Here is a 21,980-nt window from a genome sequence, read left to right on the forward strand (position 1 = left end):
ATGCAAACGTCGTCTGGTTATCCCGCCGGGATGTAGGGTGCAAGGCGGGTATGCACGGTGTCCGCCGCATCCAATGGCAGTTGGAATTTGGCAGCCAGGTAATGGGTGCTGAACACATCAAGGTAGGCATCCAGCACTTCGCTGGCGGCCAGGTCATCGGCCAGCTCCAGGCACAGCGCCGCCACCTCGGCGGTGCAGAAATGGTCATCGCGCTTGGAGCGCCGTAGTTTGTAGCGTGACAACTGTTCGGGCGCCAGGCTCAGCACCGGTAAATGTTCCAGATAGGGACTTTTGCGAAACATCTTGCGCGCTTCGCTCCAGGTGCCGTCCAACAGGATGAACAGTGGGCGCTTGCCCTCCTCCACGCGCACTTCACTGACCACCCGTTGCGGCGCCACGAATTCACCGGGAAATACGATGTAGGGTTGCCACTGCGGGTCGGCCAGCAACCTGAGCAACTCGGGGTCGACTTCGGTACGCGACCAGGCAAACGCGGTGGTGTCGTGTATGACATCGGCGATCAGCCAGCCCGTGTTACTGGGCTTCATCGGTTCAACGTCATGCATCAACAGGCACATGGCGGACTTGGCTTCTACCTGAGGCCGCCAGGCACACAGGCAGTACTCAGGAATGACCCGACAGCCGGGACAGCGCTCAGCACGGGAACCCCGATTGAGAAACGGCCTGACGGCACGCGCCAGACGCTGGGTACGCAAACGGGAGACGGCGTGACTCATCGGGCACGCGGCGAAGTAGAAGAAATCGACACGGAACAAACTCGTGAAAAACAGAAGTCCCGCAGTTTACCAGCGATACGCCTGGCTGTAGTGGCAAGGGCTCACCTATAATTGCGCGCCACTGAACGCACAGCCCAGTGGCTGGTCTATGCACCAGTAACCGAATCAGGAGAGTTTCATGCTGCGTTCCATGCTGCGCCTTGTTGCCCCATCCGTCGCCCTTGCGCTGGTCTTGCCTATGGGCGCCCACGCGGCCTCGCTGCTGGAGGCTCAAATGAACAAGAAGCTGCAAAGCGTCGCGGCCGAAAGCAACAAGGACCTGCCCCGGGAAATCGATGAAAAAACCCTGGAAGTCGCCTACACCGTTGAAGGCATGCAACTGATCGATCACCTCAGCGTGTTGCCTGACCGTGCCGAACAGATGCGCGCCAACCCCAAGGCTGTGTATTTCCAGCTGGGCCGCAGTGTATGCACCAACCCGGGCTACCGCGAGCTGATGGCCAAGGGCGCAGTGATGCGCTATGAAATCACCGAGAACAAGACCAATCGCCCGGTGGCCTCGGTCAAGTTCGCAGAGGCCGATTGCCCGGCTCCGACGAAGAAGAAAAAGTAACCTTTGCTTGCCCCTCCCGCGCCGCTGCCCAGCGGCGCGCACGCCCCCGCTGCGTTTGCTGTCAACGACTAAACTGCCTAATGAGCCATCAATAAGCGGTTGCCAGCCAAGGGTTTTTCGGCCCATGATCAGCTCATCCCAGATGCCCGCCCACCACAGTTTTTAACGCTGTTCTGTCACATTTTCAGGGCAAAAAAGGCCTGCCCTCCTGCGGCATGCCGCGACACAAGCAGTGTCGTGGCCCAGGCGACGTTCTCGTCGACTACCCAGGCCCTGTAGAGAAGGAGAAATTGAATGCCTTATGAATCGAATGATTTGTTGCTTCGTCATTTTGAAGAAAACGGGACCGACCTCACCCAGCAGGTCGACGCACAAATTCAGTTGATCGCCCCCAACAGCCCGAATATCTCCCTTTATCGAGACATGATCCTCACCGTCCTGCGCATGGCCCAGGACGACCGTGATCGCTGGAACGCCAAGATCACCCTGCGGGCCATCCGCGAACTGGACCATGCCTTTCGGGTGCTCGAACAATTCAAGGGCCGGCGCAAAGTCACGGTATTCGGCTCGGCGCGTACGCCAGTGGAAAGCCCGCTGTATGCGCTAGCCCGAGAGGTAGGTGCGGCGTTGGCACGGTCCGACCTGATGGTCATCACCGGTGGCGGTGGCGGCATCATGGCCGCGGCCCACGAAGGTGCGGGCCTGGAGCACAGCCTAGGGTTCAATATCACCCTGCCCTTTGAACAGCATGCCAACCCAACCATTGATGGCACCGACAACCTGCTGTCATTCCACTTCTTCTTTACCCGCAAGCTGTTCTTCGTCAAGGAAGCCGACGCGCTGGTGTTGTGCCCTGGCGGTTTCGGCACCCTCGACGAGGCATTGGAAGTGCTGACCCTGATCCAGACCGGCAAGAGCCCACTGGTGCCGGTCGTGCTACTGGATGCGCCGGGCGGTGGGTTCTGGCAAGGCGCCCTGGATTTCATCCGCAGTCAGTTGGAAGCCAATCGCTATATCCTGCCCACCGACCTCAAACTGGTCCGCCTGGTCTACAGCGCCGAAGAGGCCGTAGACGAAATCAACCAGTTCTACGCCAACTTCCACTCCACCCGCTGGCTTAAGCGTGAGTTTGTGGTGCGCATGAATCATCCCCTGAGTGAGCGCGCCCTCGCCCATATGCAGCAAGCGTTTGCCAGCCTGCGGCTCAGTGGCGAATTCCAGCAACTCGCCTATACGGGCGAAGACCATGACGAACCGAGATTCAGCCATTTGACGCGCCTGGTGTTCAATTTCAACGGTCGCGATCAGGGGCGATTGCGGGAGTTGGTGGATTACATCAACCTGCCGGAGAACTGGGCACAGGCTCAGGGCAAGGCCCAGCAACGGATGACGCCAGAGACAGCGTGATTTTTTGCAGGCAAAAAAAAAAGGCCCACTATTTTCATAGTGGGCCTTTTGTTTTTTGGCGTTCAGTCGTCCATATCCCGGCCGCTCAACAAGCGGCTGATCATGTCCATCGAAAACCCGCGATAACTCAAGAAGCGACCTTGCTTCGCACGTTCTTTGGCATCAATCGGAAGATGCCCCGCAAATTTGCGACGCCAGGTGTCTTCCAACTGCGACTGCCAATTGATACCGCACTCACGTAGCGCAAGGTCAATATCGGCACGTTGCAGTCCACGTTGGCTTAACTCCTCGCGAATCCGCGCAGGGCCGTAACCGGAACGTGCGCGGTAAGACACAAAGCTTTCAAGGTAACGGGCTTCCGACAACAGCCCTTCTTCCGTTAACCGGTCGAGGGCTGTTTCGATCATCTCTGGCTCTGCGCCGCGCTGACGCAACTTACGTGTCAGCTCGACTCGACCATGCTCGCGGCGAGCGAGCAGGTCCATCGCAGTGCGCCGAACGGCGACGAGTGTATCCAGTACAACAGTCATCGTTTGCTTCAGACGTCAGTATCGGCTTCTTCCATTTCATCTACCGGCTCGCGGTTGGCAGCCGCTTTCACGTCCGGCGCTGCGGTCAGCAGCTTGTCGCGGATCTGCTTCTCAAGCGTGGCAGCGATATCCGGATTGTCTGCCAGGAACTTGGCCGAGTTGGCCTTGCCCTGACCGATCTTGCTGCCGTTGTAGGCATACCAGGCACCGGACTTCTCGACAAAACCGTGCAGTACGCCCAGGTCGATCATCTCGCCGTTCAGGTAGATACCCTTGCCGTAGAGAATCTGGAACTCAGCCTGACGGAATGGCGGGGCCACTTTGTTCTTCACGACCTTGACGCGGGTTTCGCTACCGACAACCTCGTCACCTTCCTTCACCGCGCCAGTACGACGGATATCCAGACGGACCGAAGCGTAGAACTTCAGCGCGTTACCACCGGTGGTGGTTTCCGGGCTGCCGAACATCACGCCGATCTTCATACGGATCTGGTTGATGAAGATCACCAGGCAGTTGGCGTTCTTGATGTTACCGGTAATTTTACGCAGCGCCTGGGACATCAGGCGGGCTTGCAGGCCCACGTGCATGTCGCCCATTTCGCCTTCGATTTCAGCCTTGGGCACCAGGGCCGCCACGGAGTCGACCACGATCACGTCGATGGCGTTGGAGCGCACCAGCATGTCGGTGATTTCCAGGGCTTGCTCGCCGGTGTCCGGCTGGGAAACCAGCAGGTCATCGACGTTGACGCCCAGCTTGCCGGCGTATTCAGGATCCAGGGCGTGCTCGGCGTCGACGAACGCGCAGGTAGCGCCCATCTTTTGCGCCTGGGCAATCACCGACAGGGTCAGGGTGGTTTTACCGGAAGATTCAGGACCGTAGATTTCAACGATACGGCCTTTTGGCAGGCCACCAATGCCGAGCGCGATGTCCAGACCCAGAGAGCCAGTGGAAATAGCCGGGATCGCCTGACGGTCGTGATCGCCCATACGCATTACGGCACCCTTGCCGAATTGACGTTCGATCTGACCCAGGGCCGCAGCCAAGGCTTTCTTCTTGTTGTCGTCCATTAAAGTCCTCACGTAATCAATAAGGCCTGACGGCCAACACCTGTATAAGTAGACAGTATTGTTCCACAAAGATCGGTGATCGCCTACCCCTGATTGTCTATTTCTGCTGCAGCTCGTCGCAACAAGCCCTCCAGCGCGGCTTTTACCGTTTGTCGGCGGACCTCGTCGCGGTTGCCGGGGAAGTGCGCAAGCTCGGCGGTCACCTCGTCGCCCACGGCAAAGGCCAGCCAAACGGTGCCCACCGGCTTGTCCGGCGAGCCGCCATCGGGGCCGGCCACACCGCTGACCGCCACGGCAAATCGCGCCAGGCTTTTTTCCTGCGCACCGCGGGCCATCGCCTCCACCACTTCCTGGCTGACAGCCCCGACCTTGACGAACAGTTTTTCCGGCACATTCAACTGTCGGGTCTTCTGTCGGTTGGAATAAGTGACATAGCCCGCCTCGAACCAGGCCGAACTGCCCGGGATCCGCGTGATGGCTTCGGCAATACCGCCGCCGGTACAGGACTCGGCAGTGGTCACGTGGGCACTGAGCACCTGCAAACGGCGCCCCAGTTCGGCAGCCAGTTGAGTGATTTCCTTCACGGTCGTCTCCAGGAATGGGCGGGGGTTTGTCTACCCTACAGGAGCCTATCGGCCATGCAAGGTACAGAGTGCATCAAGAGGCTAATGCGCGACGGCCTGCACCTGCCACACATGCGCCATGAGCAGGCGCGCACCGATCAGGCGAAACGCACCTAAGAAACGCAGAGCACCGCCTTCGCCCGCGCCCACAACTGCAAACGGTCGTCCAGGCCATTGAGGCCGCCGTTGATCCGACGGGTGATGGTGGTGAACTGATCGTTGTCGGCAAGTTCGTTAAGGCCGTTGCTTTGCCAGAACCAGGCGGCGGACTCGCAGGCCCATTGCGGTTGTTCCAGCAGTTGCGGCTGGAGCAGCAGGCGATCATCGCCGAACAGTGCTTGGCTGCACGCAAGGTAATTACGGCGGCCGGTTATCTGGATCAACCCTCTGCCGCGATACTTTTGTCCATCTCCGTCCGCTTCCGGGGTGTTGCCCAGGCGCGCGCCCAAGACGCCGGTGTCATATTTGCTCAAGTATTGATCACTGCCCAATTCGCGCACGTACTGCAACTGGGCAGACTCGTGGCCGATTTGGGCGAGGAAGGCGGCGACGCGACGGGCCGTATTGATCTGATGCCCCGCAAAGGCCGCATTTAGAAAGGTTAAAAAAATGCCCGCGCGAAGGCGGGCTCCAGGCATGACACCCAGAAGCTGAGCATGTGTGATTACCATGGGTTTTACTCTAAGGAAGGATCTACACCGACAAACCGCTGGCCTGGACCGTACTCCGATAGCCACCTTTTCGCTCGCCCCTGGATTTCACCGTTGTAATCGACCAGCGCCCTTGCATGAACCCCGGCCACGACTCATCCAGCAGCAACAGGCCTTCAGCAGCCAACGAAGGATTACCAGGGCAGACCACATCAATCTGCAACCCTTCGCGCCCCACCCGCCGCATCTCTCCCTGCGCCGCCGAGCGTGCTTCGTCCTCGCTCTGGTAGCGCTGTGTCACCACTTTGAAGGGTGCGATGCCCACCTTGACGACACGCTGTTTTCCGGCTGCCGCGTCCCACCATGACGTTTGCGCGCCGTTGTATTTGGCACGGCTGGTTTCGGTGAAACTGGCGCTGATGAACGCGCGGTCACCTGGGCGATTATCATGGGTGATCGACAACCGTACATCCGGCAATGCCTTGCCCGACAGCGTCTTGATCTGGCCTTTGCGCCCCAGTACATACAGCTCATCGACAGGCTTGGCCACCGCATCGAAGCGCTTGGCCAGGCGCGTCAGAAAAGCCATGTCGCTTTCATTGGTCTGATCGATGTGCGCGATCGGCTCACCGTCGAGTTCAGGCGCCACACGCGGTGAAAAACCGTATCGGGTGGTCAGTTGGCGAAACAGCGAACCCAGGGTTATCGGACCATGGCTGGCGGTGCGGCGCTGTTTGAATTCGTGCTCGTCGAACGGTGCCGCCGTGGCCACCAGCACCAGTCGCAATGGGAACATCGAGGGCGTGCGCTGGGTGATCTTGAACACGCCCTTATCCACCAGGCCCGATTCCAGGTACCCAATACGCAGGCCAATTTTGCCGCCCAGATCGGGCAGCCCTTCAAGCCCCTCGATATCGAGGGTCAGCTTCAGTTGATCAGATACAAACCCCGCTGCGTCGGTATGTTCCCACTCCAAGAGCCGCTCGTTGAATAACGCGGCATTGGCTCCGTATAGCTCCACTACAGGTGTAAATCCGAGTGCCATGATGGCTCCTTAATCCCAGGCGGAAACCGGCCGGCTCGCAACCGGTTGCGCGTCCAACTCGGGCACCAGCACGCTGACGCCCGCCGGCAGTACCGCGCCCTGTTCGGCCAACTCCGGGTTCAAGCGCCACAACGCTTCTTCTGCGGCATCATCACTGCGCCCCAGTTCACGGTAGAGCAACAGGTTCACCGAGTCGCCGGCAATACTTCGAACCCTACGCATTGACGAACTCCTCCAGTAACAATGTCCAATTGATCACCATGGCCGTCCCGTCGTCGATCACGCTGGCTTGTTTTTCACTGATCGACTGGATGGTCCATAGCCCCCAGTTACGCCCTAACCCGTCCACCAAAGGCAACGGCGCACGCAGGGCCTGCAGGGTGCGCAACTCATCCAGGCGCGCCATGCCATTGGCACGCGCAGCCTTGCCGCCCAATGCCAGCGTTTCGAGCCCCTGGCCGACCTGGCTGGATTTAGGTTTGCCGGCAATGATGTCGAGACTGACCCAGCCCCCGCTGCTACCACGATCAAGCGTGTCGTAGGCGAACCCACGGGACAGCCCGAAAATAAAAGTACCCAAGACCATCTGTTGTCGCATCACACAGCTCCATCGGTGAGTGCTGCGCCGCGTCGGGTCGCCAGCAGGTTGTCCATCGACAGCGGGGTAAATTGCGCTTCGATCTGTTGCACCACGAGCGCCGCCAGTTGTTGATGGCTGGCTTGCTCAGGCGCGGTGATGGTGATTTGCGGGGCGAAGTTGATTTGGCGGTTGTCGGCTTGAGGGGCGTTGAGGTTTTTGCTGACCTCTGTGGGGGATGGCAGGCGATCGCCCGCCCCCATCACTTTTTCAGCCAGCCACGCACCGACGTCACTGCCCACGAAAGTGCCCACGGCACCACCGACTACCTTACCGATTGCGCCCCCGGCGACGCCGCCCATCACACCGCCCAACACTGTGCCGGCACCCGGAACGACCGAACCGATAACAGCTCCCGCCAGCGTGCCGACCGCTCGGCCTATCGCCATCCCAGCCACATCACCGACGACACCGCCGGCAACACCGCCGCCGATAGAGCCCACGCTAGTGCCAACCGCTTGACCCAGGTTTCCGGTCATCGCGCCTTGCGTCATCTCGACACCGGCCTGGGCCACCACCAAACCCAGGGGGACCCCTTTGGCCAGCTTGCTCACCTTCGCCGCTTTGCCAGAGATGCCAGGGCCGGAAGCAGGCGGGCGATTACCGCTGTGCTCGTCATTGCTCGGGGCTTTGCGCTGGCTGTCCGGCGGCGTGGTTTTATTCCCTGCTGCCGGCCCCTCTCCGAGCACTTTCCCTGCGACCTTTTCGAAAATCTTGTCCTTCACGGCACCGAAAACACCAGAAACCACCGGGATCAGCACCGCCCCCGCCAGGGCGACGGCAGCGGCAGCCTTGGGCAGGCCTTCCGCGAGCCAAGCCACGCCACTGACCAGGCCGTTCATTGCGGTCAGCGAGGCATCTACAACGGGGGCAAGCGCTGTATCAGAGGCGGTGCTCAAGCGTGTGGTACTGGCCTCGTAGGCTTGCCGACGCGCGTAAGTAGAGTCCGCACGAACCGCGGCCGAACGCAGCACCGAACCTTGGTCGCCCAGCGTCGAAGTGGCGTAGGTGGATTTTTCTGCGACCAGCGAAAAGGCCTGTTTCACGCTGTCGATCACCGGTACCAGGCTCAGAATCGTCTGGTTGCCGTCGAACAACTGCGTCGCCAGCACCGCCTGCCTTTCGGCAGGTTGCGACTTGAGCGCCTCCAGCACCGTAAGCACGGCCTGTGGGGCGTCCTGTTTCATGCCCGCCGCGAGTACTTTTGGATCAAGCTTGAGCTCTGCCCAGGCACTGCGTTGCCCTGCAGAGGCGTTGTCGCCTTTAGCCAGGACGGTGCTGATTTTTTCCAGCCCGGCACCAGCAACAGCCTTGCTGTTACCTGCGCTCAACAACGCCGCCGAAAGCGCTGCAGCCTGTTCGGGACTCATGCCCGCAGCCTTCGCGGCAGCGCCCTGGAGTTGCACAACAGCGCCGATATCCGCCGATTCGGCCTTGAGCGATACCTGGGTGCCCAGCACGTTTGTTGCGTCGGCAAGGTCCAAGGCTTGTGCGCGATCAAGGTGCATTGACTCGCGCCAGCCGCCCATGATTTCGCCGGAATTTTTGACGTCGATCTTGAACGCCGTCGCCATGATCGCAGCGTCGCGAGCGAACTGCTGCAGGTCTGCCCGGCGCCCAACGGGGTCGATATTGCCCGAAGCGTCCTTACGATCACTGCCGATACCGGAACGGGCGGCGGCATACTCGACCTTCGCGAGGTCGACGGCACTGGCACCACTGGCAGCTACCACCGGCTCGGACGCCATGGCAAGGTTGGCTTCACGCAATGCCTTGCGCTCATGCCGGGCAAACATCAACAGTTGATCAATATCGGTCATCGCGGCGTCCAGCGCCTGCGAGGGTGTGCGCTTGTCTGTAGCCGCGACGGTCTTCGTACCCTCTGCGTTCCCGGCAGTTTGAGCTTGCCGGGCGTCCATCACCTTGAGCAACGAGACGTTGAACAGCTCCAGCGTATCGACCAACCGTACCTGCCCGTCCGCCAGATGCTTGATCTGCAAGCTGGCATCGGCCAATGCCAGGGCCAGACTCGCCGCACTCCCCGGGGCCACCTCAAGCGGGCTCGGCAGCGCTTGGGTGATAGGTTTGAGACTGGCCTGCATTCCTGTCATCTGAAGGGCGCCCTGAGTCATCACGCCGCCCTTGGCAATGGCTGACCCTGCTCCATGATTACTATCTGCCATTGCGCTCTACTCCTGTTTGACGCCAAGACGACTGATTGCGATGTCGTAGCGGCGCAATGCTTTGCCGGCTTCCCAATCGAGGATTTCCGCTTCGTTCACCGAGTAAACCAGCGGCACTACATCGAGAATCACTTCGATGTCGCGCTCCGAAAGAAGTCCGCCGGTTTGTTTAAAAAATCGTCGATGCGCTCCTGCAGCTCGGTCCAGTCGGGCACGGTCAGGCCGGCAAGATCGGGAATCATCAGGCCCGTGCAATGGGCGGTGATGAACTCGGCGCGCTCTTTGTTAGTGGCGAGTTTTTTCATCACCTTGGTAGCGCGCAGGGCGGGCATTTCCAGGGGCAGTTCCGACAGGTTTCGGCCGGCGGCTTCCAGGGGTAATAGCAGGTGGACAGGCTGGTCGTGGGTCGTCACGTCCTGTTCTTTCAAGAAGAACGAGGCCGGGCGTGTCGACATTTCGTGTACGTACTGCGCAATGCTCACGTAGTCCGGGCGCTTGAGTTGGTCGAGCTCTTTTTCCGACAGGCCGGTGGCGAGTTTCGCCAGTTCGAAGAACTGGTCGTCCTCGTCATCACCGGCCCGGGCCAGCGCGTCTTTTTGCGCGGCATAGAACAACGGTTTGAGTTGAACCTGCTCGATCATTGCACCGGTGTCGGCGGTGATCGGGGACAGCAGGATGTGCAACGGTGGCATCCAGGCCATGGGGAATTCCTTGTTGAGCGGTGTTGAAAAGTGCAAAAAATCTAAACCTGAGCACGGCCCCTGCGGGAGCTGGCTTGCCTGCGATGGCATCCACTCGATGCTCCAGAGATACCGAGTCGCCTGCATCGCAGGCAAGCCAGCTCCCACCTTGACCGTGCTCGCTTCAGATTGCGCCGGCCCTTAAGGCATCAGCACGGCGCGGCGGGCATCGCCAAGGATGTCGACGCCGTTGAGCACGAACTTCTGGGTGCGCACATCGATATCGATCACCGAAATGCCATTTTCCAGACGGTTGTAGGTACGGCAGGACAGCTCCAGCGTGGTGGTGGCCTTGTCGCCCATTTTCAGCTTCGCCTCCTCCAGGGATTTGAGCTTGCCGCCCACGGTGTGGTAGGTGAAATAGGTCTTGCCGTCTTGATCCTGGCCGGCTTCACGCACGTTCAGCAAAATGTCGTCGCCCATGCGCACGCCCAGGGCCAGCATGATTTGCGGGCCGGCACCTTGCAGCACCAGCTTGGCATTGAGCACCTTGCCGCTCTTGGCCATTTCCTCGGCGATAAAGCGCCCGCCGGACATGGCCTCCATGTCGAACTCGATCTTCGGCGGGGTGAATTCTTCCACGGTTGCGGACAACGGCAGGCCTTGAAGGGTGGCCGCAATGGCCTGTCTGACTCGGTTGGTAAACATTAGAGAACGTCCTCCAGGAACTGCTCGATGATTTCATCGCGGGCGTTGAGTTGATAAACCATGTGTTCGTTCGGCGCGTAGCGGCCGTAGTCGATGACGATGAACCAGGTGCCGTTCTTGTACTTCTCGACGCTGTTCAGTTCCGGGTGCAGGTACACGCTGCCGCCGGGGATGGTTTCGTCGGCCACCAGGGTTTGCAGCCAGTCGTTGATGCGCTTGACCTCCTGGTCCATGAAGGACTTGGTGAGGTTCTTGGCCATGGCTTTCTGGCCGGCCTTGACCAGCTTGCGGCTGATGGCATCTTCCAGGCCGACGTAGCTGATGAACTTGCCGGTGATGGAGCGGTTGCCCAACAGCGAGAAGCCGCCGAGGATGGTGCGGGCGTAGTAGCTCACGCCGTAGCGGTTGAGCAGGTCGCCTTCGGTGGAGGTGTCGAGGATGTTGTACTCGACCACGCGGGAAACGTCCTCGGCGAAGGTCACCTGGTTACCTGGACTCTCCCACTGCTTGACCTTGGCCAATGCGGCGATGGCCAGCGAGGATGGCGACAGGAACACGTTCTTCTTCGCGGCTTTGGAGTACACCGACGGCATGTTGTGCACCAGCAGGCAACGGTCGAAGCCGAGGTCGGCCCCGCCCAGTTCGCCGCTGTAGGTCACTTGGTCGGCAACGGACGCGTCCTTGCCATCCAGTACCACACGGGCCTTGATGCGCTTGCCGAAGGAGGCGAACTCACCAGCCACGGCCTTGGTGCCGGTAAAGCCTGGAGCGCCGATGATGGTCAGGTCTTCAGGCACGCTGCTCAGGGCCGCCAGGCCCAGCTTGCGACCGGTGACCGGGTCGTTGCCGCCGATCACATTGTTGATCGTATCGGCCGGGGTGGCGCCCTCTTCGACGATCACGACATAGACCGGCACCTTGACCACTTTGAGGATCTGGTACACCGCCTGGAACAAGGTGCCCGACTCAGTGCCGGTAGGGTCCAGGAGCGCCTGGGCGGTGAAGCTGTTGATGCGAAACGGCGCGTTTTTGGGGATCGACGCATGGGCATTCGGCGCAGTGCCGACCAGGCCGATGACGTTATCGCCAAGGCCACCCATGGCCTCGGGGGATTCAGTGGCATTCACAGTGATGCCGTTGTGCTCGAAGTTCAGGACTTCTGCCATGGTTATTCAGCCTTCTTGGGGGTGGAGTTGAGGACGCTGGTCAGTTCCAGACGGCCGGCGGTGCGCAGGGCGGATGCTTCGACGTCGAGCAGTTCCAGCTCCTCACCGGCGGTAGACCAATGGCCGTTGCCGATGGGGAATGGGATGAGGACGGTGTAGGTTTGGCGGGTGGGCATGGGTGGAAATCTCCGGGTGGGAAATGCAAAAGCCCCTGCGGGGAGGGGCTTTGGGGAGGCGAAAAAAAACCGCTTTCGCGGTGGTTTATTACTTATCCTCAGGTAATGGGAAACGCGCCTTGATTTCGGCTACTTTGGCTCGCCATTCTTTTTCCTTTTCAGCCGTACCGTCGAATTGCCATTCGAGGTACATCGGGTCAGCTTCGCTGACGTAGGCAGAGCGGCGGGCAGCAATAGTGCTAGCGAGCGCGGCTGCGGCAGCGGCGTTCTCGATCAGCTCCTGCGCGGCCTTATCACTAAAACCCAGGCCCTTGAGGGTCTGCGCGCTAGCAGGTACGTTGATCAACGAGTCACCAGCAGGCGTTACCAACTTTTCGATAAACAAAGTCATTTGATCAGTCCTTAAACCTTGGCGGTATAGCGAATGTCGTTATCGTGGGAATAGGCTAGGCGCTTCTCTTCAAGGGTCTTGCCAAGCACGGCATCAGCCTGGGCTAACGCATAAGGCTTCACTGCCCAACGTATTTCCCAATCGGCATTAACGTCATCCTTCATGATCACTTCCGTGTCTAACTTGCTGTAGTTCACAGGATAATCAAACGTTTTGGTAATGGTGTAACTTAGACCACCTCTCAGGTATACCCCGGAAAACTGTGGAGATGTGGTCACTTGCCCCGCGACCAAGCCAAGGTACAGAGGCTTAAGCCCAGTAACGGCACGAGCGATGCAAACCATACCAAAGGAAACACCCCGAACCGTCTCTCGATAAGTCTGCGAGATACGTTTGATCGCTAGAAAATTGGCATCGCCGTTCCATGCGAAGCCCACCCCTTCCAGTTGCAAACTCAAACCCGCAATATGGTAAACCCCTTCACCGAAGGGCGCCTTTTCGCTATCTCGGGCAAATATACGAGAGATAGTAATTTCGGTTTCACCCGCGTCGTTCCCGGGCATGGTCCACCAGACCGGATAAAATACATCTGTAGGCAAACCAGTAAGGTCAATATCCTGCTTGTAAAGCGCGCGCCCGTTAATATCCTTAGCCTGCACACTGTTACGCCACGCCGTGAACTGACTCGAAGCCGCCTCTACTCGCGCATCAATTTTTCCGATCTGATTAGTCACTGTTTCCGTCAGCTTGTTACATGCATCCACAACTTTCGTGATAGTCGCTTCAATTCCCATCTTCAACTCCCTGTCAATTAATCTTTCCAGCACTTTTGTCAGTGCGATTACTTCGCCTCGAGGTGCATAACCCGCAACATCAAATCTACATGGCGGGACATATTGCCAACCGAAGCAGCCGCCATAATCGCGAGTTCCTCCGCCAGCAACACATTCAAATTTTCACTCCCCACCACAATCGTCACGCTATCCGCCGGCAACGGCGAAATATCCAGCGTGAACTTCTGCAGCACCCGCGCCGCCGCCGCTTTATACGTCAGCAACTTCCCCGCCACGGAATACACCGCCAGCAAGGTCCCACTGGCGAGGTAAAAACCGAACTCGCCAATCTCATATTCACCGTCGCCATCAAACAGCGCGACCATCCTGAGTTGGCGCTCACCCAGGTCCTCGTAATCCACAATGGCGACCCGCTGGCGCTCATCACGCAAGGCCACTTCTGTGCCGTCGGGGTTGTAGCGGCCGGTGCCGGCGCCAATGTGGGTGATTTCGCCTTTCAGGCCCTGGTTCTTTGCCTGCAGCACTTCATCCAAACCCTTGGAGGTGAAGCGCACCAGGCGCGTAATTTCATCTGTCATGGCTGCGCCCTGAGGTCGTAGTCGTTAATGGTGTAGTGCCGGGCAACCCCGACACTGTTTAGTCGGGCGGCAAGCCCGAGTTCAGGCAGCACACCTTCAAGCTGCAACTCGCCATCACTCAGGGGTATGTGGGCTGCGCTGTTGAAGGAGACGGCACCGTGTAATTTCACCTCGGGCAAGGCGCCGGGTCGGCTGTCGTCACCGATACTCAGTGCCGGGTCTGCTGCTGCGGCGACATGCAAGCCTTGGGTGGTCTCATGCACGATGGTAATCGTCGCCAGATCCCGCTCACTCTTGGCCGCATTGATACGCCGAATCAGCCGGTTGTGATCACCGCTGGACCAACTGCGCCCGATGATCGCCTGCACGTCGAAGGTGTAAGGCACGCCGAGCGGACGTTGCTGGTACCAGGCGCTGATATTGGGCGTGAAGCCAAGTGACTCCACCGCATAACTGAGTGCCTTGGGCGTGCCGGCCTGGCGTTGAATCTGCCAGGACAAGGCCACGGTCAGGCGTTTTTCCGCTTCGCTGGCCTCGGCATCCCATTCGCTGACGCCACGGTCGGCGGCCAGGTAAGGCAGGAACTCGCTAGGGGTATACAGCGGGTTCATCAGCGCCGGAAACGGCGGGGCGACACGCTCAAGCAATGTGCCGAAGCCCAGGTCCAACGCCTTTTCCAGCGGTGAGCTGTTGGCGGGCAGCAAACTCGCTTTGGGTTCACTCATAGTGTGCGCACCTCCACCTCGACGCCCGTGCAATACGGGGCCTGGAACGCCGTGCTGACAATCGGCGCCAGCGGTTCGAGGATGTGCAGTTGCGCGGCCCCGGCACTGTGGATGGCGTAGTCGATCCAGCTGGGGTCCACCCGACCTTCCAGACGGTGGCAGGACTCGGCGTAGTCTTGCAGCAGTTTCTGCGCGGCCACTTGGGTCAGCCCCGAGTCCGGGCCGGCGTTGATCTTGGCCACCACGCGAATTTTATAGGGTTGAATCTGCGCGCCTTGGACGCTGACAAGATCGGTTTCTGGCCGTACATCCGGCCGGGCGAAATGTCGACGTACACCGTCAAGCAAGTCGACAGATGGCGTGCCGTCGCCCTCCCTGGAAAGCACGGTGACCATGACTTCCCCCGGTGCGGTGCGGCGAGCGTTGCCGTCCTTGACCTGGGCCGCGTAGCCGTCGGGGTCGAAGGTGTAGGTGACCGTGACCACACCGGGCGTCGCGCTTTGTACTTTCACTGCTGGGCGCTCGCCCAAGGTGAACACTTCGCGGCGATACTGCATGCGCGAGCCCGCCGCTGGGGCGTGGGGTGCCAAGTAGTAGCGCAGGCGGGCGTCGTCGTCGCTTTCCAAGGTGGGCGGCACCGGCGGGAAAGCGGCCGGGTCGCCTGGGTCGAGCACTTGGCGTTCCAGGCCCATATCGGCCAGGCGCGCATCCAGGTTGCTACCGGTGGCCCACCACGCCAGCATCTGCTTGATGCGGGCGTTGTATTTGCGTTCGTGGGTTTGCAGGCGCACGCAAAACGCTTCCAGGGCCAGGGTCAGCAGTTCGCTTTCGTTGTCGAGGCTGGCCTGGAGTTTGGCTGCGCTTTGCGGCGCGCGAGTGGCGACGTAGTCGATGACAAACGCTTTGAATTCGGCCAGCAACGGTTCGAACTCATCGACCTTAATGATGGCCGGTTCCGCCAGTTGGTTCTGGCCGGGGATCAGCATGCTCATGTCACGACCTCGAAGGATTGTTGGCGGTTTTTCCAGGTGCCGGCAAACCGCAGCAGCAGGCCGGCGCCCTGGCGGGTAGCGACAATGACCTGAGGGTCAAAATCGCCAATGCCGTTATGAATGTTGTAGAACGCTTGGGCGGCGTGGCTTTGGGCGAGGATCAGCAAGTCATCGCCCAGGTTCTGGCCGAGCAATTGCGGGATCAGTGAGCCGTACAGCGGGCGTTTTTGCCGCGTTCCGATGGGGGTGGTCAGCGCGCGGGTGGCGCGCTGCACAAATTGCAGCCAGTCGTCGACGGCCGCCCCGGTGTTCCTATCGATTCCGAGCATGGGGTGTCCTTATCGGGGGCTGATGACGCGTCCTTGATGGTCCACCAACGGGCCGCTGAAGTGCGCGCCGCCGGCATCCAGCAACAGGCTGGTACCGCCGATTTGCAGGGTGATGCTCTGGGCATTCATGGTCAGGCTGGCAGCGCCGACTTTAATGTCGACCTGTTCACGGGAGCCGCTGACGGTGGTTGGGCCGTTGACCCAGTTGAAGGTATGGCTGGCATCGTCGTAGTCGCTTTGGGTGCCGTCTTGATGGCGCCGCCGGGTCAGCGTTGCCACGCTGGAGACCGGCGGGAAGCGATCACTGTTGAGGCCGAACAGGGCCACGGATTGCACACCGCCCTCCCCCCCGCCGTAGTTGAGCAGCAGGCATTGCTCACCCACCGTGGGGATGCGGGTTTCGGTTTGTGCACCGGCACTGGGGTTGAAAAAGCGGATCGCCGGGGTGAGCAGGTCACCGTGGCTGACCTTGCAGGTGTTGCTGGCCGCATCGACGTGCTGGCAGATGCCGATCCGGCAGAAGCTCTCGGCGCGGCGGTAGAGGTCCTCAAGCTGGGACTCCATCTCAGCCAGGCGTTCGACGATCGGTCCCAATTGCATGCGTAACAGCGCGTCGAACATGGGCTACTCCGCCAGTGGCTGGTATTGGGTTGGGTCGTCGATGTTGGAGACGTCCCAAGTGCAGGCAAATAGCGGTTGGCCTGTGGGATCGTCGAGTAACACCGGCCCCAGATAGAGGGTTTGCGTGAAGGAAACCGTCCAGGTGTCGTAGTCCGTTTCCACGGAAGTGCGCGCAGCGGGAGCGGCGACGATATTCGCCGGCAAATCGCACTGCGTCTGGGGCAGGTTCCAACGGTTATCCAACACCAGGTCCATGAGTTGGCTGGCCAGGTCGCAGGCATCGAACGGCAATGCACCGGGGGCGACCATGGCCCTCAGTGAAATGCTCAGCACGTGAGCCTTGCGCCCTTCGCGAGAGCGAATGCCCGGGCCATTGCCTTCGACCGTGACCTGCACACCGGTTTTTTCGGCGTCGCCCTTAAAGTCCTGGTGGCTACCGACCTTGATGTCCGGGAAGGCCGCGTGCAGCACCGCGCCGATGGCCTGGGGCAGTTGGGATGGCTTTTCGATAAGCGTCATTTAAGTAGCGTCCTTGCAACAATTACTGCGGGTCCTGGCGGGAGCCTTGGTTGATCCCGATGCGCTTGGCTGCCCACCGTTCATAAAGACCGATGGCCACGTCGGCACCGGCCATGGCGGTCAGGCAACCAATGGCGCCGGCGGTCCAGATCGACATTCCGGCGGCGTAGCACAGCATCAGGGCGGAAACCCCGCAAACCATGCACGCCCCGGAACGCAGGGCCAGACGGCGGATCAGTGACCAACCGCGGGCGCCCTCCTTGTCGGCCCGCCACATCTCGCCGGATACGCCGCCGATCACTGCCAATACGATCACCAGCCAGATAGGCATTTCCGCTAACGCTTGCTGTTCATTTGTCATGTCACGCCTCCTGGCTGAGCAATAGATAGTCCGTCTTTCATTTACAAATGCTTGAGTAGGTAGGCATTCCAAAAAGCCCGGTCGCCCGGGCTTTTCAGTAATGATGTCCTCGGACTTTCGGCGCTACTGGCGCGGTACGGTCCTTTCCTCGATGTTTTTCCGACCACGATCCCTGTCTGCCGGATAACTGCTTCTGGTGCTTTACGCTGCACACCCGGGTCAGTTGCCAACCCTCTGAACCGTTAAGGCCGGTTCATCGCTGCCTGTTGTTGAAGCGGTGAAACTAAAGAGCGTCGGCATCCTTGCCGGTGTTGCCTGGCATCCCTGCCATCGCTTCGATGGCGTCCTTGCCGATGTTGCGTGCCTTCCTTGTCTTCCTTGGCAGCATCCTTGCCGCCTCCACCAGGCCTTGTTGGCTGGCTTGAGATGAAGAATATGCATGTATGCATATACAGTCAATGCACAAATGCATTTATTTTTGCTGCGGAAATGCGCATATGCATTAGAAGGCCTACTGGCTTGGGGTTTGCCGGTTTTCTGCGGGCGAAAAAAAACCCGCACATGGGCGGGTTTCTTCTTACGAGTGGGAGTTAGCGGGCGTACATACCCCACCAGAAAACATGACCGAGGATGCTGATCTGCTCGTCCTGGATATCCTGGAAGCTGTAGTCCTCATCGGGGTGTTCATCACGATTGAAGCTGCGCAGGCGGATACCGGACGGCAGGCGGTAGAGCTGTTTAACCCGCAACTGGCCGTTGTGATTGATGGCATACAGGTCGCCATCGACGATGTCGCCAATGCCGCTCTTGCCGGCATTGACCCCCACCGTGGCGCCGTCGCGCAACACCGGCAACATACTGTTGCCGCGCACCGTCACGCACTTGGCCTGGTCGAACTGCACACCGTTATGCCGCAGGCTGCGCTTGCCGAACCGCAGGCTGGCCTTTTCGCTTTCCTCGATGACGAATCTTCCTGATCCAGCAGCCAATTCAACCTCGCGCAGAAAGGGGATCGACACCTCGTCATCATTGACGGGGGTGTCGTCGTCCCACAGGCTTATGTCCTTGAGTTCCGAATGCATCGGGTCGCGCCCGTCATCGCGCAAAGCGCCCACTGCTGCACGCCCGCGCAGGTAATCAGTGCTCACGCGAAAATACTCGGCGATACGGGAGATGTGTTTATCCGACGGATCAACGATCTTGCCGCTGAGGATCCGGGACAGTGTGGATTGAGGCACGCCAGTGCGTCGGTGAAGCTCCGTGGGGGAGATCCGGTCGCGGTCCAGCAGCTCTCTTAAGACGATAGAAACGTTGCGTTTTTGCATAGCGCGGATAGTGACGGGAGTTTGGGGGGTTGGCAAATGCTAATTTGCATATTTATGCATTAAACATCCGGATCTCACTTAATTCGAATCAGAACACTGTATATACAACCAGTTATCGACACTCTATTATTCCGACAGCTTGGTATTGCTGCCGATCAACACCTTGCATGTCGACAACTCAAGGCCTATGTATAAAACTCTTTGACAACGTAGCCAGCAACGACGGAGGTGCTCATGGCTTATTCAGCGCTAGCTGTCGCTAACGCCTTCATTGAACGTGCGAAGGAAGGCAAGCTTTCGGGCCTGACGCCCATGAAGCTGCAAAAACTGCTGTTTTATACGCAGTCCTGGCATTTGCGCGAACGGGATCAGCCCCTCATGGATGATCACTTCGCCCGCTGGCAATATGGCCCGGTCATTCCGTCGCTTTACCATGAGTTAAAATCCTACGGTAATCGCCCGGTGACCGCGTTGCTCAGCAACCTGAAGCCCGACGCTGAAGACATTGTCTTCGTGACACCGAGAGTGCCTGAGAGCGATACCTACACCCATCGTTTGATTGACCGGATCATCAACAAATACGGCAAGTGGTCTGGCACCCAACTGTCCAACCTCTCCCACGAGGACGGCACAGCCTGGGCCCTCAAGGGCGCCGACGGTTCGGCCATCGACTGGGAAGACATGGCCACACTCATTCACCCAAAGAGCCGCATCCGTGAGTGAAGAACTCGACAACCTGGAACTCACCTTGCCCCCCGTGGCAGGGCCTGACCAGGACACCCAAGCCGGTGGCGAGCAAGCCATAGGCACCGACGATGAAAGAAGCCAGAACCTCAAAGACCAGAAGGCTGAAAGGCAACTGCGCAAGAAATATGCGGGGCGTGCGTTTTGGTTCGCTGCGTGCGGGGTGATCTTCTGGGGGGTCCTGCTGGTGTGGAATGGCTGGTCGACGTATTACTCGGGTAAAGCGCCGTTCTCGGACAATGTGTTGATTGCCATCACTACGGCGACTTCAATCAACTTGTTTGCGGCGTTTCTTGGGGTGATCAGAGGGTTGTTTCCGGCTAGTGGGCGTAAATCCAAATAGTCTGGTCGTACTCATACCCTGACTTCTCTCTATTCGGCATTGAGGTGTGAGCACGCAAAAGTCAGTTAATCATCTTCAAGGCACTGATCGGTTTTTTAGTTTTTGCCGAGCTTATCCAGCAGCGACCGGCTGCAAAAATCGCACCGAGGTGGAGTTTCATCTTGCGGCCAACACCTCGGATTTCCGCCACGTCTGTATTGCGCAAGACCCGGTCCCGCTTAACCGGGTCGGTGCTATTGACCACCCCGACCAGCATCAACTGAAGCCGCACCCGCGGCGGCTTCTGTCGTCGGCCAGTCAGCGGCGCGGAGTCTGCAAGGCGTGGTAGCCGTAATCGGCGCGAGCTTTGCGTAAAGGAACGCCCTCCTCGATAGCCGTACGAATATGTTCTTCGGCCTGGTGGATTTCTTCGGCCACCTCCAGCACTTCGCTCAGTGAGCCGGCCGGAATCACCACCAGGCCGTCAGCGTCGCCGCGCAACCAATCATCGGGTTGTACCCGCACGCCACCCAGCGTAACGGGCGCCTGGATCGCTTCGACACGCACGCGATCCTTGCCGGTGCGCATCCAGTTCCCCCGGGAAAAGATCGGGTAGTTAAGCTCCAACGCACGGTCGACATCGCGGCAGATACCGTCAATCACCGTCCCGGCCAACTGCTTACGGGCGGCGGTAGAGGTCAGTAAATCGCCCCACACGGTGGTGTCGAGCCGCGCCTGGTTGTCGATCACTACCACCTGGCCAGCCTCAAGGTCGTCGATGTAGTCACCCACCGAGCCGCCGTCCAGGCCAGTAGGGCCGTAGCGCAGGGTCCAGGCTTTGCCTGTGAGGTTGAACGACCGGTCCAGAGGCATGATGTCGGTGCACTGGCAAACGATTTTCAGGCGGTCCATCGCATCGCTGAGGTCGGTGCAACTCAGGGCGTCGAGGCGGGTAACAATAGAGGTTTGCATGATGTGGCCTTCCTTGTGTCCTGTGGGTTAACGCGCGGTGGCGTCGGCACTGAATGCGTGGATCTTGTCGACGATCTGGCGTGACGCCGTCCGGATTGCCGTGGTGGTATTGCCAGCGATGTGCGGCGTCAATTGCGCATTGGCAATAGTGGTCAATGGCGAGTCGAAGCGGTCTTTTTCAAGGGCAAAGGTATCGATGGCGACGGCTTTGATATGCCTGGGAAACTGGCGCATGAAAGCGGCCAACCGGTGTTCGTCGACGATCCCGCCGCGCGCGGTATTGATGAGGATTGATCCCTGGCGCATCTGCTGGAACTCGGCGGTGCCGAACAAGCCTCGGGTCTGCGGGGTGAGCGGTACGTGGATCGAGACGATGTTCGCCTCGGCCAGTAACTGTCCAAGACCTGCCCGCCGTTCAAGCCCAAGGCTGTGCGCCACCGGTTCGGTAAAACGTTCGGACCCGGTGGCGATCACCCTGATGCCCAGCGCCGCAGCCTTGCGCGCCACCTGCCGGGCAATGCTGCCGGTGCCCACCAGCCCAAGCGTCAGTTCGGCGTATTCGCAGGCAGGTGCCAAGGAGCCTTTTGCCCAATGGCCGTTGTGCGTTTCAGCGTTGTAGTCATCCAGGTCGCGCGACAGAAACAGCGCCTGGGCCACGACGTATTCGGCAACAGCGGTCGCGTTGGAGCCCGGTGTGTTGAGGATCGCCACGCCACACTGCTCGCACGCCAGCCGATCAATATGATTGATCCCTGTGCCAGCCTGGGCAATGGCGCGCAGTGGCGTGGCCAACGCCGGCGAGGTGGCAGCGCGGATCAGGCCAGCGCCCAACGGGATGTTCAGGCGCGTCTTGAACACGCTGTAACCCCCGGCCTGACTCACGGCGGCAATAAAGCCAGGCTCGTCATGGCAGTTGATCTCGGCATAGTGAATGCGCGTGCCGTAGTGCTGCCGGATGCGCTCTTTGTCCGCGAAATAATGCAGGTTGAGGGTGACGCCCAGGCCCAGTTCAAGAAAGCGATCGACTTCCTCAAACAGTAACGGCGGCCCGGGGGCATCCAGTATCAAGGTGGTAAATGCCATAC

General features: G+C 59.6%; 30 protein-coding genes. 4 read left to right on the forward strand and 26 right to left on the reverse strand.

Going from position 1 to position 21,980, the window contains the following annotated elements; all coding sequences use genetic code 11:
- Positions 1-17: 17 nt before the first annotated feature.
- Entirely contained in the window at positions 18-737 is a 720-nt protein-coding gene (locus MHH62_RS09950) for a tRNA-uridine aminocarboxypropyltransferase (protein ID WP_032903391.1), read from the reverse strand.
- A 178-nt stretch (positions 738-915) separates the two neighbouring features.
- On the opposite strand from MHH62_RS09950, the gene MHH62_RS09955 reads away from it, so the two are divergent.
- Together MHH62_RS09955 and MHH62_RS09960 are read left to right on the forward strand one after the other, a co-directional pair.
- On the forward strand, positions 916-1,350 hold the full coding sequence (locus tag MHH62_RS09955) for a PA3611 family quorum-sensing-regulated virulence factor (RefSeq protein WP_014717179.1): 435 nt from the start codon (positions 916-918) through the stop codon (positions 1,348-1,350).
- Positions 1,351-1,644: 294 nt separating this feature from the next.
- Positions 1,645-2,757 (forward strand): TIGR00730 family Rossman fold protein, encoded by a 1,113-nt coding sequence (locus tag MHH62_RS09960; RefSeq protein ID WP_020301155.1) that lies wholly within the window; start codon positions 1,645-1,647, stop codon positions 2,755-2,757.
- A gap of 62 nt (positions 2,758-2,819) precedes the next feature.
- On the opposite strand, the gene recX is transcribed toward MHH62_RS09960, so the two are convergent.
- The 23 genes from recX to MHH62_RS10075 all read right to left on the reverse strand — a co-directional run bounded on the left by recX (position 2,820) and on the right by MHH62_RS10075 (position 18,866).
- Entirely contained in the window at positions 2,820-3,287 is a 468-nt protein-coding gene (gene recX / locus MHH62_RS09965) for a recombination regulator RecX (RefSeq protein WP_014717177.1), read from the reverse strand.
- Positions 3,288-3,295: 8 nt separating this feature from the next.
- A complete protein-coding gene (gene recA / locus MHH62_RS09970) occupies positions 3,296-4,354 on the reverse strand; it encodes a recombinase RecA (protein WP_014717176.1) in 1,059 nt (352 codons plus the stop codon).
- An 83-nt stretch (positions 4,355-4,437) separates the two neighbouring features.
- Positions 4,438-4,938: a CinA family protein gene (locus MHH62_RS09975; RefSeq protein WP_014717175.1), complete on the reverse strand. Its 501-nt coding sequence runs from the start codon at positions 4,936-4,938 to the stop codon at positions 4,438-4,440.
- Between the two features lie 152 nt (positions 4,939-5,090).
- Entirely contained in the window at positions 5,091-5,648 is a 558-nt protein-coding gene (locus MHH62_RS09980) for a glycoside hydrolase family 19 protein (protein ID WP_014717174.1), read from the reverse strand.
- Positions 5,649-5,670: 22 nt separating this feature from the next.
- Positions 5,671-6,672: a phage late control D family protein gene (locus MHH62_RS09985; RefSeq protein ID WP_339232887.1), complete on the reverse strand. Its 1,002-nt coding sequence runs from the start codon at positions 6,670-6,672 to the stop codon at positions 5,671-5,673.
- Positions 6,673-6,681: 9 nt separating this feature from the next.
- Positions 6,682-6,894, reverse strand: coding sequence for a tail protein X (locus tag MHH62_RS09990; protein WP_014717172.1), 213 nt, complete (start codon positions 6,892-6,894; stop codon positions 6,682-6,684).
- The gene (locus MHH62_RS09995; protein WP_014717171.1) at positions 6,887-7,270 is read right to left on the reverse strand and encodes a phage tail protein; all 384 of its coding nucleotides are present in this window, start codon (positions 7,268-7,270) and stop codon (positions 6,887-6,889) included. The genes MHH62_RS09990 and MHH62_RS09995 overlap by 8 nt, the downstream gene beginning before the upstream one ends.
- Complete coding sequence (locus MHH62_RS10000; RefSeq protein ID WP_339232888.1) at positions 7,270-9,492, reverse strand: phage tail tape measure protein; 2,223 nt, start codon at positions 9,490-9,492, stop codon at positions 7,270-7,272. Before MHH62_RS10000 ends, MHH62_RS09995 begins: the two co-directional genes overlap by 1 nt.
- Positions 9,493-9,498: 6 nt before the next feature.
- Positions 9,499-9,624 carry a hypothetical protein gene (locus tag MHH62_RS10005; protein ID WP_014717169.1) on the reverse strand — a complete coding sequence of 42 codons (126 nt, stop codon included), beginning with the start codon at positions 9,622-9,624 and terminating at the stop codon, positions 9,499-9,501.
- Complete coding sequence (locus tag MHH62_RS10010; protein WP_014717168.1) at positions 9,621-10,193, reverse strand: phage tail assembly protein; 573 nt, start codon at positions 10,191-10,193, stop codon at positions 9,621-9,623. The genes MHH62_RS10005 and MHH62_RS10010 overlap by 4 nt, the downstream gene beginning before the upstream one ends.
- Positions 10,194-10,373: 180 nt before the next feature.
- Positions 10,374-10,880 (reverse strand): phage major tail tube protein, encoded by a 507-nt coding sequence (locus MHH62_RS10015; RefSeq protein ID WP_014717167.1) that lies wholly within the window; start codon positions 10,878-10,880, stop codon positions 10,374-10,376.
- The gene (locus MHH62_RS10020; protein WP_014717166.1) at positions 10,880-12,046 is read right to left on the reverse strand and encodes a tail protein; all 1,167 of its coding nucleotides are present in this window, start codon (positions 12,044-12,046) and stop codon (positions 10,880-10,882) included. The genes MHH62_RS10015 and MHH62_RS10020 overlap by 1 nt, the downstream gene beginning before the upstream one ends.
- Before the next feature lie 2 nt (positions 12,047-12,048).
- Positions 12,049-12,222 carry a hypothetical protein gene (locus tag MHH62_RS10025; RefSeq protein WP_003189022.1) on the reverse strand — a complete coding sequence of 58 codons (174 nt, stop codon included), beginning with the start codon at positions 12,220-12,222 and terminating at the stop codon, positions 12,049-12,051.
- Between the two features lie 88 nt (positions 12,223-12,310).
- Positions 12,311-12,613 carry a hypothetical protein gene (locus MHH62_RS10030; protein ID WP_060767083.1) on the reverse strand — a complete coding sequence of 101 codons (303 nt, stop codon included), beginning with the start codon at positions 12,611-12,613 and terminating at the stop codon, positions 12,311-12,313.
- Between the two features lie 11 nt (positions 12,614-12,624).
- Positions 12,625-13,407: a hypothetical protein gene (locus MHH62_RS10035; protein WP_060767084.1), complete on the reverse strand. Its 783-nt coding sequence runs from the start codon at positions 13,405-13,407 to the stop codon at positions 12,625-12,627.
- Positions 13,408-13,454: 47 nt separating this feature from the next.
- Positions 13,455-13,985 (reverse strand): hypothetical protein, encoded by a 531-nt coding sequence (locus MHH62_RS10040; RefSeq protein WP_102666034.1) that lies wholly within the window; start codon positions 13,983-13,985, stop codon positions 13,455-13,457.
- On the reverse strand, positions 13,982-14,710 hold the full coding sequence (locus MHH62_RS10045; protein WP_102666035.1) for a phage tail protein I: 729 nt from the start codon (positions 14,708-14,710) through the stop codon (positions 13,982-13,984). Before MHH62_RS10045 ends, MHH62_RS10040 begins: the two co-directional genes overlap by 4 nt.
- Positions 14,707-15,702, reverse strand: coding sequence for a baseplate J/gp47 family protein (locus MHH62_RS10050; protein ID WP_339232892.1), 996 nt, complete (start codon positions 15,700-15,702; stop codon positions 14,707-14,709). The genes MHH62_RS10045 and MHH62_RS10050 overlap by 4 nt, the downstream gene beginning before the upstream one ends.
- Positions 15,699-16,031 (reverse strand): phage baseplate protein, encoded by a 333-nt coding sequence (locus MHH62_RS10055; protein ID WP_014717160.1) that lies wholly within the window; start codon positions 16,029-16,031, stop codon positions 15,699-15,701. The genes MHH62_RS10050 and MHH62_RS10055 overlap by 4 nt, the downstream gene beginning before the upstream one ends.
- A gap of 9 nt (positions 16,032-16,040) precedes the next feature.
- Positions 16,041-16,652: a phage baseplate assembly protein V gene (locus MHH62_RS10060; protein WP_339232893.1), complete on the reverse strand. Its 612-nt coding sequence runs from the start codon at positions 16,650-16,652 to the stop codon at positions 16,041-16,043.
- Between the two features lie 3 nt (positions 16,653-16,655).
- Positions 16,656-17,171 (reverse strand): hypothetical protein, encoded by a 516-nt coding sequence (locus MHH62_RS10065; RefSeq protein WP_014717158.1) that lies wholly within the window; start codon positions 17,169-17,171, stop codon positions 16,656-16,658.
- A 22-nt stretch (positions 17,172-17,193) separates the two neighbouring features.
- The gene (locus MHH62_RS10070; protein ID WP_005785384.1) at positions 17,194-17,532 is read right to left on the reverse strand and encodes a phage holin family protein; all 339 of its coding nucleotides are present in this window, start codon (positions 17,530-17,532) and stop codon (positions 17,194-17,196) included.
- 590 nt (positions 17,533-18,122) lie between these two features.
- A complete protein-coding gene (locus MHH62_RS10075; protein ID WP_172832690.1) occupies positions 18,123-18,866 on the reverse strand; it encodes an XRE family transcriptional regulator in 744 nt (247 codons plus the stop codon).
- Between the two features lie 225 nt (positions 18,867-19,091).
- Here MHH62_RS10075 and MHH62_RS10080 point away from each other — a divergent pair, with 225 nt between their 5' ends.
- The gene (locus MHH62_RS10080) at positions 19,092-19,580 is read left to right on the forward strand and encodes a type II toxin-antitoxin system antitoxin SocA domain-containing protein (protein ID WP_014717156.1); all 489 of its coding nucleotides are present in this window, start codon (positions 19,092-19,094) and stop codon (positions 19,578-19,580) included.
- Entirely contained in the window at positions 19,573-19,944 is a 372-nt protein-coding gene (locus MHH62_RS10085) for a hypothetical protein (RefSeq protein WP_014717155.1), read from the forward strand. Before MHH62_RS10080 ends, MHH62_RS10085 begins: the two co-directional genes overlap by 8 nt.
- Before the next feature lie 297 nt (positions 19,945-20,241).
- On the opposite strand, the gene MHH62_RS10090 is transcribed toward MHH62_RS10085, so the two are convergent.
- Positions 20,242-20,895 carry an RraA family protein gene (locus MHH62_RS10090; protein ID WP_168223721.1) on the reverse strand — a complete coding sequence of 218 codons (654 nt, stop codon included), beginning with the start codon at positions 20,893-20,895 and terminating at the stop codon, positions 20,242-20,244.
- Positions 20,896-20,922: 27 nt separating this feature from the next.
- The gene (locus tag MHH62_RS10095; protein ID WP_019817702.1) at positions 20,923-21,978 is read right to left on the reverse strand and encodes a D-isomer specific 2-hydroxyacid dehydrogenase family protein; all 1,056 of its coding nucleotides are present in this window, start codon (positions 21,976-21,978) and stop codon (positions 20,923-20,925) included.
- Positions 21,979-21,980: the final 2 nt, after the last annotated feature.

It is taken from the genome of Pseudomonas sp. FSL L8-0168, assembly GCF_037976155.1.
Lineage (GTDB): Bacteria > Pseudomonadota > Gammaproteobacteria > Pseudomonadales > Pseudomonadaceae > Aquipseudomonas > Aquipseudomonas paracarnis.

Excerpts from the sequence above, each read along its gene's own strand:
- MHH62_RS10015 (WP_014717167.1), bottom strand. The coding sequence starts at position 10,880 with ATGTTTACCAACCGAGTCAGACAGGCCATTGCGGCCACCCTTCAAGGC.
- MHH62_RS10080 (WP_014717156.1), top strand. The coding sequence starts at position 19,092 with ATGGCTTATTCAGCGCTAGCTGTCGCTAACGCCTTCATTGAACGTGCG.
- MHH62_RS10060 (WP_339232893.1), bottom strand. The coding sequence starts at position 16,652 with ATGTTCGACGCGCTGTTACGCATGCAATTGGGACCGATCGTCGAACGC.
- MHH62_RS09960 (WP_020301155.1), top strand. The coding sequence starts at position 1,645 with ATGCCTTATGAATCGAATGATTTGTTGCTTCGTCATTTTGAAGAAAAC.
- MHH62_RS09980 (WP_014717174.1), bottom strand. The coding sequence starts at position 5,648 with ATGGTAATCACACATGCTCAGCTTCTGGGTGTCATGCCTGGAGCCCGC.
- MHH62_RS10035 (WP_060767084.1), bottom strand. The coding sequence starts at position 13,407 with ATGGGAATTGAAGCGACTATCACGAAAGTTGTGGATGCATGTAACAAG.
- MHH62_RS10070 (WP_005785384.1), bottom strand. The coding sequence starts at position 17,532 with ATGACAAATGAACAGCAAGCGTTAGCGGAAATGCCTATCTGGCTGGTG.
- MHH62_RS10065 (WP_014717158.1), bottom strand. The coding sequence starts at position 17,171 with ATGACGCTTATCGAAAAGCCATCCCAACTGCCCCAGGCCATCGGCGCG.
- MHH62_RS10010 (WP_014717168.1), bottom strand. The coding sequence starts at position 10,193 with ATGGCCTGGATGCCACCGTTGCACATCCTGCTGTCCCCGATCACCGCC.
- recX (WP_014717177.1), bottom strand. The coding sequence starts at position 3,287 with ATGACTGTTGTACTGGATACACTCGTCGCCGTTCGGCGCACTGCGATG.
- MHH62_RS10025 (WP_003189022.1), bottom strand. The coding sequence starts at position 12,222 with ATGCCCACCCGCCAAACCTACACCGTCCTCATCCCATTCCCCATCGGC.
- MHH62_RS09985 (WP_339232887.1), bottom strand. The coding sequence starts at position 6,672 with ATGGCACTCGGATTTACACCTGTAGTGGAGCTATACGGAGCCAATGCC.
- MHH62_RS09955 (WP_014717179.1), top strand. The coding sequence starts at position 916 with ATGCTGCGTTCCATGCTGCGCCTTGTTGCCCCATCCGTCGCCCTTGCG.
- MHH62_RS10095 (WP_019817702.1), bottom strand. The coding sequence starts at position 21,978 with ATGGCATTTACCACCTTGATACTGGATGCCCCCGGGCCGCCGTTACTG.
- recA (WP_014717176.1), bottom strand. The coding sequence starts at position 4,354 with ATGGACGACAACAAGAAGAAAGCCTTGGCTGCGGCCCTGGGTCAGATC.
- MHH62_RS10090 (WP_168223721.1), bottom strand. The coding sequence starts at position 20,895 with ATGCAAACCTCTATTGTTACCCGCCTCGACGCCCTGAGTTGCACCGAC.
- MHH62_RS10050 (WP_339232892.1), bottom strand. The coding sequence starts at position 15,702 with ATGAGCATGCTGATCCCCGGCCAGAACCAACTGGCGGAACCGGCCATC.
- MHH62_RS10030 (WP_060767083.1), bottom strand. The coding sequence starts at position 12,613 with ATGACTTTGTTTATCGAAAAGTTGGTAACGCCTGCTGGTGACTCGTTG.
- MHH62_RS09950 (WP_032903391.1), bottom strand. The coding sequence starts at position 737 with ATGAGTCACGCCGTCTCCCGTTTGCGTACCCAGCGTCTGGCGCGTGCC.
- MHH62_RS10045 (WP_102666035.1), bottom strand. The coding sequence starts at position 14,710 with ATGAGTGAACCCAAAGCGAGTTTGCTGCCCGCCAACAGCTCACCGCTG.
- MHH62_RS09995 (WP_014717171.1), bottom strand. The coding sequence starts at position 7,270 with ATGCGACAACAGATGGTCTTGGGTACTTTTATTTTCGGGCTGTCCCGT.
- MHH62_RS10055 (WP_014717160.1), bottom strand. The coding sequence starts at position 16,031 with ATGCTCGGAATCGATAGGAACACCGGGGCGGCCGTCGACGACTGGCTG.
- MHH62_RS10000 (WP_339232888.1), bottom strand. The coding sequence starts at position 9,492 with ATGGCAGATAGTAATCATGGAGCAGGGTCAGCCATTGCCAAGGGCGGC.
- MHH62_RS10020 (WP_014717166.1), bottom strand. The coding sequence starts at position 12,046 with ATGGCAGAAGTCCTGAACTTCGAGCACAACGGCATCACTGTGAATGCC.
- MHH62_RS09990 (WP_014717172.1), bottom strand. The coding sequence starts at position 6,894 with ATGCGTAGGGTTCGAAGTATTGCCGGCGACTCGGTGAACCTGTTGCTC.
- MHH62_RS10040 (WP_102666034.1), bottom strand. The coding sequence starts at position 13,985 with ATGACAGATGAAATTACGCGCCTGGTGCGCTTCACCTCCAAGGGTTTG.